This is a genomic window from Streptomyces sp. NPDC054796, assembly GCF_053611545.1.
This window is the reverse complement of sequence record NZ_JBSHAO010000065.1, coordinates 34,544-43,349: the sequence shown is the minus strand read 5'-3', so window position 1 is coordinate 43,349 and position 8,806 is coordinate 34,544. Positions and strand designations below refer to the sequence as shown.

Sequence of the window (8,806 nt, the reverse complement as noted above, 5' to 3'; positions counted from 1 at the left end):
ACCGCCTTGCCCTGGTCGTCCATCTTCATCAGCTCGGTGCGCGAGGCCGAGACCACAAGACGCGTCTCGTTGTCCGCGATCGGCACCCCCCGCGCGTCCAGGATCGAGCCCCGCGTGGCGGGCTGCACCACCTGCTGCACGTGGTTGCCCGCCGCCTCCTTCTGGTACTCGTCGCCATTGCGCACCTGGAGGTACCACAGCCGCCCGCCCAGCGTCAGCAGCAGCGACATGACGAGAACCTGTATCCCCACTAACCGGATCGTGACCCGGGGCGTACGCCCGGTCTCCGGAATGTTGCTCACTCCGCCCCCGCCCTCCACCCTCGTCCTCAACCCCTTGCCCCCAGGCAGAGGTTATGCGTCCCAGGAGGTCACGGGACAGGTTCGCAAGGACGTGCGGGGGAAGGTTTAAGCCTTTTCTCATCGGGCCTCGTCAGGCCCACCACCAGGGCTACCCTCGCGCCGTGACCACCCTTCACGAGACCTGGGACCCCACCGCCACCGGAGTGCTGCGCCTGCCCTCGGGCAGGCTCGTGCGCGGCAGGGGGCTGCGCAAGCCGCTGCCGGAGGGGCCTGTGCCCTCCTTCGCGCTCCATCTACTGGGCCATGAGCCGCCCGCCGCCGACTGGGAGACGCGGTGGCTCCGCTGGCCCGACTTCCGGCTGCCGGCCGACCGTCGGGCGGCGGCCGAAGCGCTGCGCGAGGTCTGGGAGCGGGCGCGGACCGAGCGCGTCGAGGTCGCCTGCGGCGGTGGCTACGGCCGTACGGGCACGGCCCTGGCCTGTATCGCGGTGCTGGACGGGGTGCCGGGCGGCGAGGCGGTGGCCTACGTCCGGGCGCACTACGCCGCACGCGCCGTCGAGACGCCCTGGCAGCGCCGCTACGTCGCCCGCTTCCCCGGCTGACGCGTGAACGCCGCCCCGCCGCCCGCCCTCCTTGGCGACGCGGTGGCTCGGTGGCTCAGAGCGGGACGAGCGTGACCTCGGTCGCCTTGACGCTCGTCCAGACGGCGACCCCGTCGGCGAGGCCCAGCTCGGCGGCGGCCCCCGGGGTCACCTCCGCGATCAGGTCGGGGGCCCGTTCGGAGGCGACCAGTACGCGCAGGCGGCTGCCCAGCGCGGTGATCTCCCGGACGGTGCCAGGCCACACGTTACGGGGGCTGCCGCCCGGCTTGTCCCGGTGCACCGAGACGGCCTCGGGCGCGATGACCGCCAGCGCCTCCGTCCCCTCCTCCAGCGCGTCGGCGACCACGAGACGGCCGCCTCCCGTGAGCGCGAGGCCGCCTCCGGAAGCGGTTCCGGGCCACGCGTTGCTGCCGAGCATGCGGGCCACCCACGGGGAACGGGGGTGCCGCGTGACCTCGGCGGGCGGCGCGTCCTGGAGCGTGCGGCCCTCGTCGAGGACGAGGACGCGGTCGGCCAGCGAGACGGCCTCGACCGGATCGTGGGTGACGATCAGGCAGACCCCGCCGAAGCCGTCGAGGTGGGTGCGCAGCGTGTGCCGCACCTGGGCGCGCGTCGTCTGGTCGAGCGCGGCGAGCGGCTCGTCGAGCAGCAGCAGCCTCGGCCGCGCCGCCAGCGCGCGTGCCAGCGCGACGCGCTGCGCCTGGCCCCCGGAGAGCTGGGCCGGGCGGCGGCGCGCGAGGTGGCCGACGCCGAGGCGGTCGAGCCACCCCTGCGCGGCCCGGCGCGCCTCGGCACGCGGCACGCCCTGCGCCCGCAGCCCGTACGCCGTGTTCGCGAGGGCGGTCTGACGGGGGAACAGCGCGCCGTCCTGGGGCACCCAGGCCACCCCGCGCCGGTGCGGGGGCAGCGCGGTGACGTCGTCGCCGCCGAGCCGGAGCGTGGCGCGGGCGCGCGGAGTGAGGCCGAGGAGGGCGCGCAGGAGGGTGGTCTTTCCCGCGCCGTTCGGGCCGACGACGGCGACGGTGGTACCGGCGTCGGCGTCGAGGGTGAGCGTGGTGAAGCCGGTGACGTCGGTGTGGAGGGGCCAGCGGGAGGGGGCGGCGGGGAGCGCGTAGGCACCGTCGCGGGGTTCCGCTTCCGCCTCCGCTTCCGGTTCCGGCCCCGGTCCCGGACCGTGCGGCGGGCGCCGGGACGGGGGCGCGGAGTCCGCCGGTGCCGCCTCCGGCCGCCGGGGACGGGTGCCCCGGGTGCTCTCCGCTGCGCTTCCCGTCCACCGTCCGCGCATGCCGATCAGGACGGCCATGGCGATGGCGAGCAGCAGCAGGGAGACGGACGTGGCGGCCTCGGGCTCCTCCTGGAGGAGCAGATAGACCTGGAGGGGGAGCGTCTGCGTGGTCCCGGACAGGTTGCCGGCGAAGGTGATGGTCGCCCCGAACTCGCCGAGGGCCCGCGCCCAGGTGAGCGCGGCGCCCGCGGCCAGCCCCGGGGCGACCATGGGCAGCGTGACCGTGAAGAACACCCGCACGGGCGAGGCACCGAGAGAGGCGGCGGTCTCCTCGTAGCGCGGCCTGAGCCCGGCCAGGGTGCCTTCGAGGCTGATGACGAGGAACGGCATCGCGACGAACGTCGCGGCGACGACGGCGCCCGAGGTGTGGAACGGGAGCGTGACGCCGAAGGTGTCCTCCAGCCAGGGTCCCAGCAGCCCGCGGCGGCCGAAGCCCAGGAGGAGGGCGACACCGCCCACCGTCGGCGGCAGCACCATGGGCAGCAGCACCAGCGAGCGCACCAGCGCCTTGCCGGGGAAGCGCACCCGCGCGAGCAGCCAGGCCAGCGGCACCCCCAGTACGAGAGAGAGGGCCAGGGCCCAGCAGGAGACGACCAGCGAGAGGCGCAGCGCCTCGGTGACGCCGGGGCTGGTCAGCTGGCCGCCCAGCCTCGACCACGGGGTACGGGCGAGGATCCCGAGCAGCGGCAGCAGCAGGAACCCGATCGCCAGCAGCGCGGGCACGGTCAGCGCCAGGGGAGCCCGGGCACCGGGGACACGGGGACCGCGGCGGCCGGAGCCGGGGATACGGAGGCTTCTCATCGGGGTCCCTGGGTGGGGCGTACGGGGGGCATGGCCGGGAGTGAGGGGGCCGGGGTCAGGGCTTCTGGAAGCCGCCGTCCCGGAGGATCTTCTGGGCCTCGGACGAGCCGAGCCACGCCACGAACTCCTTGGCCTCCTTCTCGTGCTCGGAGGTCTTGAGGGGCGCTGCGGGGTAGGAGGCGACGGCGTTCTGGTCGTCGGGGACCGTGACGGCCTCGACCTTGCCCGGCGCGGTGGCGGCGTCCGTCTTGTAGACGATGCCCGCGTCGGCCTCGCCCAGCTCCACCTTGCTGAGCACGGCGCGGACGTTGGCCTCCTCGGAGACCGGCTTGACGTCGATCTTCTGCGCGTCGAGCACCTGCTTGCTGTAGCGGCCGACGGGCACCTCGGGCGCCGCGAGCACGACCTTCAGCTTGCTGTCCGCGAGGTCCTTGAGGTTCTCGACCTTCTTCGGGTTGCCCTTGCCTGTGGCGATCACGAGGCGGTTCTTGGCGATGACCTCCGGGCTGCCGGTGTCGGAGGAGAGCCCGTCCATGGTCTTGGTGTCCGCCGTGACCAGCGCGTCGGCGGGGGCGCCCTGCTTGACCTGCGCCGCGAGTTCCTGAGATCCGGCGTAGGAGAACTTCACCTTCGTGCCCGGGTGCTTCTTCTCGTACGCGGCGCCCGCTGTCTTGAACACATCGGTGAGGGACGAGGCGGCGAGGACGGTCAGTTCGACCTTGGGCGCGTCACCGGAGGCGCCGGACTCCGCGCCGCTGTTCCGCCCGCCGTCGTCGCCGCTGCCGCAGGCGGCCAGCGGGGTCAGGAGGGCCGCGGTCACGAGCGCGGCAGCGGTGCGTCGTCCGGTGGAGGCGAAGGACATGGGGCGGGGGCTCCTCGGGGTGGTGCGGGCCGGGGCTTGCCGGTCGCGACGGATGGGACGGACGGTCGCGGGCTTGGACGGACGTGGGCTGGGACGGTCGCGTGCTGGGGCGGCGACGCCGCGGCGGGGCCTGATCAGGGCCGGTCGATGTGCACGCTGGTGGACTTCACCCTGGCGGTGGCCTGCATGCCGACCTCCAGACCCAGTTCCTCGACCGCCTCGCGGGTCAGCAGCGACACGAGCCGGTGCGGCCCCGCCTGGATCTCCACCTGCGCGGCGACGTCGCCCAGCTTCACCGCGGTGACGATGCCGGGGAAGGCGTTGCGCGCCGAGGTGTACGAGGCGTCCTCCTCGCCGTTCCCCGCCTGGCCGACCTCGACGGAGAAGGCGGCGAGGTCCCGGCCGTCGATGAGGCGGCGCCCGCTCTCGTCGCGGTGTGTGGCGACCCGTCCCGCGTCCGCCCAGCGGCGGGCCGTGTCGGGGCTGACGCCGAGCAGGCGCGCGGCCTGGCCGATCGTGTAGGACTGCATGTGCGACAAGGTATGCCGGTTTACCTGGCATGTGCAACGCATTGGGGGATGCTACGCAGCAGATGCGACCCCTCTTGGAGAAAGGAACAGGGCGCCCGCGTGCATACTCGCGGGTAGCAACAGCCGTGTACGTCGCACCGCATGCGTCGGACCGTGACGTCGGGACGGCGCGAGCCGAGCAGGGGAGAGAAGCATGAGCCAGGGCCAGAAGACCGCCGAACGCTTCCGGGGCGCCGTCGAGAAGCGGGACCTCTCCGCGCTGACGGACCTGTTCACCGAGGACATCCGCTTCTACAGCCCGGTGAAGTTCACCCCGTTCGAGGGCAGGGACATGGTCCTCGGCCTCTTCGGCGTGCTGCTGCGCACCTTCGAGGATTTCCGCTACGTCGGCAGCTTCGAGGGCGCGGCCGAGACGAGCCGCGACGGTGTGGAGACCCCGGCGGAGATCCTGGAGTTCCGCGCGACGGTGAACGGCAAGCAGATCCACGGCATCGACCTGCTGCACTTCGACGAGGCGGGCCTGATCAAGGAGTTCACCGTGATGGTCCGCCCGCAGTCCGCCGTGCGGGCGCTCGGTGACGCGGTGCTCGACGGACTGGTCGCGGACGGCCTGGTGCCCGCGCCCTAGGCTCCGTTCACGGCCGGCGCGCGGTGAGCCGGTGGCGGGCCGCCTCATGGGACCCGCCCATGGGGCCCGCCCGCCCGTCCAGCCCCGTTCAGTCGCGTACCAGCGCGGGCCGCTTCGCGTCGAACCGCCAGTCGGGGACCAGGAACCGCATGGCCGCCGCGTCGTCACGGCCGCCCAGGCCCAGCGAGCGGTACAGCTCGTGCGCCTCCTCCACCCGCTCCATGTCGAGTTCGACGCCGAGGCCCGGGCGTTCGGGGACGGTGAGGGTGCCGTCCTCGATGCGGAAGGGCTCGGCGGTCAGGCGCTGTCCGTCCTGCCAGATCCAGTGGGTGTCGATCGCGGTGATGTCACCGGGCGCGGCGGCTGCCACGTGCGTGAACATCGCGAGCGACACGTCGAAGTGGTTGTTGGAGTGCGAGCCCCAGGTCAGCCCCCACGCGTCGCACAGCTGGGCGACGCGCACCGAGCCGTGCAGGGTCCAGAAGTGCGGGTCGGCCAGCGGGATGTCGACGGCGTCGGCGCGCACCGCGTGGCCCAGTTGCCGCCAGTCCGTCGCGACCATGTTGGTGGCCGTCCGCAGTCCCGTCGCGCGGCGGAACTCGGCCATGGTCTCCCGCCCCGAGTAGCCGCCCTCCGGGCCGCACGGGTCCTCCGCGTAGGCGAGGACGTCGCGCAGTTCCCGGCCCAGAGCGATCGCCTCGGCCAGCGGCCACGCGCCGTTGGGGTCCAGGGTGATGCGCGCGTCGGGGAAGCGCTCGGCCAGCGCGCGCACCGCCCGCGCCTCCTGCGGGCCCGGCAGTACGCCGCCCTTGAGCTTGAAGTCCTGGAAGCCGTACCGGCGCTGGGCCGCCTCCGCGAGGCGCACGACGGCCTCGGGCGTCAGCGCCTCCTCGTCGCGCAGCCGCAGCCATTCGTCCTCGGCGCCGGGGTCCGAGCGGTAGGGCAGGTCGGTACGGGTGCGGTCGCCGACGTAGAAGAGGTACCCGAGCACGGGGACCCGCGTGCGCTGCCGCCCCTCGCCCAGCAGCGCGGCGACGGGCACGCCCAGGTGCTGGCCGAGCAGATCCAGCAGCGCCGCCTCGACGGCCGTCACCGCGTGCACGGTCACCCGCAGATCGAAGGTCTGCGCCCCCCTGCCGCCCGCGTCCCGGTTCCCGAAGCGCTCCCGCAGCGACCGCAGCACGGCGTGGAGGTCGCCGACGGCCGCGCCGACCACCAGGTCCCGCGCCTCCTCCAGTGTCGCCCGTATGGGTTCGCCGCCCGGCACCTCCCCGACGCCGGTGCGGCCCTCGGAGTCGGTCAGCACGACGAGGTTGCGGGTGAAGTGCGGGGCGTGCGCGCCGCTGAGGTTCAGCAGCATGCTGTCGTGCCCCGCGACGGGGATCACCCGCATCGCGGCGACGGCCGGACGGTCGGCGGACACGGGAGCGGAGGCGGGGACGGGGGCGGTCGCGGCCATGCGGAGTCCTTCGGTGCGTACGGACAAGGCGGGACGGAGAGGGGACGGGCGGAGTGCTCAGGAGGCGGGGTGCGGCGAGGCGGGCCCCGCCTCGGGACCCGGCCGGGACTGCGGGGCCTCCGGGGCCTCCGAGGGCGGCGTCGGCCCGATGAGGGAGCGGTCGCGGCGCACCAGCAGCACCAGCGCGGCCCCCACCAGCGAGGAGAGCGCCAGCGCGTACAGCCCGTACGTCACCTGCCCCGTCGCCTCCTTGACGAGCCCGAAGCCGTACGGCGCGACGAAGCCGCCGAGGTTGCCCAGCGAGTTGACCAGCGCGATGGCCGGGGCCAGCACGGCCGGGTGCATCGTGCCCTGCGGGATGGTCCAGAACAGCGGGCTCGCGCTCTTGAAGCCCATCGCGGCGACGCACAGGAATACCAGGGCGACCACGGGCGAGGCGATGGCCGCCAGATAGGTGCCGCCGGCGGCGACCAGCAGGGAGAAGATCAGCAGCGGCTTGCTGCGCCCCATGCGGTCCGAGGCCCGCCCGGCCAGGTACATGGCGATGACCGCGCAGATCCAGGGGAGCGAGGAGAGCAGGCCGACGGTGACGTCGTTCGTGCCGTCGATGCGCCGCACGATGCTGGGCAGCCAGAAGGTGTTGGCGTAGATCGAGAGCTGGATGGCGAAGTAGATCCCGCAGAACACCAGCACCTGCGGGTGCAGCAGCAGCCGCCACCGCGACACCGAGGCGGCCTTGGCGCCCGCCTCCGCACGCCTGGCGTCGTCCTCCAGCCGCACGCTGGCCGACAGGGCCTCTTGCTCGGGCGCGTTGAGCCACTTGGCGTCCTCGATCTTCGAGTCGAGCAGCCGGTAGGCCACGCAGCCCACGACGATCGACAGCAGCCCCTCCAGGCCGAACAGCCACTGCCAGCCCGCGAACCCCATGAACCCGTGCAGGGAGAGCAGCGGCCCCGAGACCGGGCCCGAGACGGCGGCGGCGATCGATGAACCGGCCACGAACATTGCGGTGGCCCGGCCGCGGTGCGAACCGGGCAGCCAGCGTGAGAAGTAGAAGATGATCGCGGGGAAGAAGCCCGCCTCGGCCACGCCCAGCAGGAAGCGCAGCACGTAGAACATCTCGGGCCCGTTGACGAACGCCATCGCGGCGGACACCGCGCCCCAGCTGACCATGATCCGGGTCAGCCAGACCTTCGGCCCGTACCGCTCCATCAGCACGTTGCTGGGGAGTTCGAAGATCGCGTACGCGACGAAGAAGAGCCCGGCGCCCAGCCCGTAGGCCGCCGCGCCGATGCCGACGTCCGTCTCCAGGTGCGTCTGGGCGTAGCCGATGTTGGAGCGGTTGAGCTGATTGCAGATCAGCATCACGACGAACAGGGGGACGACGCGGCGGAAGACCTTGGCGACCGCGCTGTCCAGGGGGGAACCGGAGCGCGGGACATGAGCGGAGGGCATCGGCGACCTCTCTCCTCATCGGGCACCTCGCGGGTGCGGCGCGGCCAGGCTGTCCGCCCGGCCGGAGCGGGAGCCGCACGCGTGCCGTCAGCGCTCGTACGAGGCCCTGACCAGGGGCACCGTCGCGACTCCTGCCTCACAGGAAGCTAGAAGTGATGCGCGGTCAGGTCCAACACTCATTTCGTATGGTCCGATGCCGGAATTGAATCGATGACTCCGCTACGGGCGCCCCTACGGGCGGGGGTGCCGCTACGGGCGGCGCGAGGCGTCCTCGGGGGCGCGGTAGCGCAGCCCGTCCAGCAGCAGATCGAGCAGCCGGCGCGCCTGCTCACGCTGCTCCGGCCGCCCCGCGGCGAGCGAGACACCGCTGAGCGCGATCAGCACGTCGACGGGATCGACGTCCGGGCGCAGCGCACCGGTCCCGGTGCCCGCTTCGAGGAGCAGGGTGATCGCGGCGGTGAGCTGTTCCCTGCTGTGCGCGAACGGGTTGCCGCCGGAGGCGATGACGGCGTGCAGCGCGTCGGCCATGCCGCGCTTGGTCGTCATGTACTCCAGGCAGCGTTCCATCCACGCGCGCAGCGCCTCGTCGGGTGCGTGCTCCTCCAGGAGCCCGGGGACGGCGCCGCACAGGCGGGACAGCTCGTTGCGGTACGTCTCCTCGATCAGCGCCTCGCGCGTCGGGAAGTGCCGGTAGAGGGTGCCGATGCCGACGCCCGCCTCCTTGGCGATGGCCTCCAGCGTCGCCTCGGGCCCGTCCTCGGAGAAGGCGCGCAGGGCGGCGGCGAGCAGACGGTCGCGGTTGCGCTGGGCGTCGGCGCGCAGCGGTCGGGGGCCGGTGGCCGGCACGTCGTTCTCCCTCGGGGCGGGGTCGCTTGCAAAGCG

General features: G+C 73.3%; 8 protein-coding genes and 1 pseudogene. 2 read left to right on the top strand and 7 right to left on the bottom strand.

Annotated features, from left to right (window positions below; all coding sequences use genetic code 11):
• Positions 1–302 (bottom strand): annotated as a pseudogene (locus ACWGJ2_RS34815) (penicillin-binding protein 2); the annotation flags it as partial.
• A gap of 161 nt (positions 303–463) precedes the next feature.
• Here ACWGJ2_RS34815 and ACWGJ2_RS34810 point away from each other — a divergent pair.
• Positions 464–904, top strand: a complete 441-nt coding sequence (locus tag ACWGJ2_RS34810; protein WP_453350347.1) for a protein-tyrosine phosphatase family protein — start codon at positions 464–466, stop codon at positions 902–904.
• A gap of 55 nt (positions 905–959) precedes the next feature.
• Here the strand turns inward: ACWGJ2_RS34810 and ACWGJ2_RS34805 are convergent, their stop codons facing one another.
• The 3 genes from ACWGJ2_RS34805 to ACWGJ2_RS34795 form a co-directional block, all read right to left on the bottom strand.
• Positions 960–2,990: an ABC transporter permease gene (locus ACWGJ2_RS34805; protein ID WP_453350346.1), complete on the bottom strand. Its 2,031-nt coding sequence runs from the start codon at positions 2,988–2,990 to the stop codon at positions 960–962.
• 55 nt (positions 2,991–3,045) lie between these two features.
• A complete protein-coding gene (gene modA / locus ACWGJ2_RS34800; protein WP_453350345.1) occupies positions 3,046–3,852 on the bottom strand; it encodes a molybdate ABC transporter substrate-binding protein in 807 nt (268 codons plus the stop codon).
• Positions 3,853–3,986: 134 nt separating this feature from the next.
• Complete coding sequence (locus ACWGJ2_RS34795; protein ID WP_453350344.1) at positions 3,987–4,382, bottom strand: TOBE domain-containing protein; 396 nt, start codon at positions 4,380–4,382, stop codon at positions 3,987–3,989.
• 193 nt (positions 4,383–4,575) lie between these two features.
• Between ACWGJ2_RS34795 and ACWGJ2_RS34790 the strand changes: the two genes are divergently transcribed.
• On the top strand, positions 4,576–5,010 hold the full coding sequence (locus ACWGJ2_RS34790; protein ID WP_453350343.1) for a nuclear transport factor 2 family protein: 435 nt from the start codon (positions 4,576–4,578) through the stop codon (positions 5,008–5,010).
• 88 nt (positions 5,011–5,098) lie between these two features.
• Here the strand turns inward: ACWGJ2_RS34790 and gudD are convergent, their stop codons facing one another.
• The 3 genes from gudD to ACWGJ2_RS34775 all read right to left on the bottom strand — a co-directional run bounded on the left by gudD (position 5,099) and on the right by ACWGJ2_RS34775 (position 8,770).
• Positions 5,099–6,469, bottom strand: a complete 1,371-nt coding sequence (gudD, locus tag ACWGJ2_RS34785; RefSeq protein WP_453350342.1) for a glucarate dehydratase — start codon at positions 6,467–6,469, stop codon at positions 5,099–5,101.
• A 57-nt stretch (positions 6,470–6,526) separates the two neighbouring features.
• Positions 6,527–7,924 (bottom strand): MFS transporter, encoded by a 1,398-nt coding sequence (locus ACWGJ2_RS34780; protein ID WP_453350341.1) that lies wholly within the window; start codon positions 7,922–7,924, stop codon positions 6,527–6,529.
• Between the two features lie 249 nt (positions 7,925–8,173).
• On the bottom strand, positions 8,174–8,770 hold the full coding sequence (locus ACWGJ2_RS34775; RefSeq protein WP_453350340.1) for a TetR/AcrR family transcriptional regulator: 597 nt from the start codon (positions 8,768–8,770) through the stop codon (positions 8,174–8,176).
• Positions 8,771–8,806 lie beyond the last annotated feature (36 nt).

Bases quoted from the DNA above. Each gene is read 5' to 3' on its own strand.
- ACWGJ2_RS34780 (WP_453350341.1), bottom strand. From the start codon at position 7,924: ATGCCCTCCGCTCATGTCCCGCGCTCCGGTTCCCCCCTGGACAGCGCG.
- modA (WP_453350345.1), bottom strand. From the start codon at position 3,852: ATGTCCTTCGCCTCCACCGGACGACGCACCGCTGCCGCGCTCGTGACC.
- ACWGJ2_RS34795 (WP_453350344.1), bottom strand. From the start codon at position 4,382: ATGCAGTCCTACACGATCGGCCAGGCCGCGCGCCTGCTCGGCGTCAGC.
- ACWGJ2_RS34805 (WP_453350346.1), bottom strand. From the start codon at position 2,990: ATGAGAAGCCTCCGTATCCCCGGCTCCGGCCGCCGCGGTCCCCGTGTC.
- gudD (WP_453350342.1), bottom strand. From the start codon at position 6,469: ATGGCCGCGACCGCCCCCGTCCCCGCCTCCGCTCCCGTGTCCGCCGAC.
- ACWGJ2_RS34790 (WP_453350343.1), top strand. From the start codon at position 4,576: ATGAGCCAGGGCCAGAAGACCGCCGAACGCTTCCGGGGCGCCGTCGAG.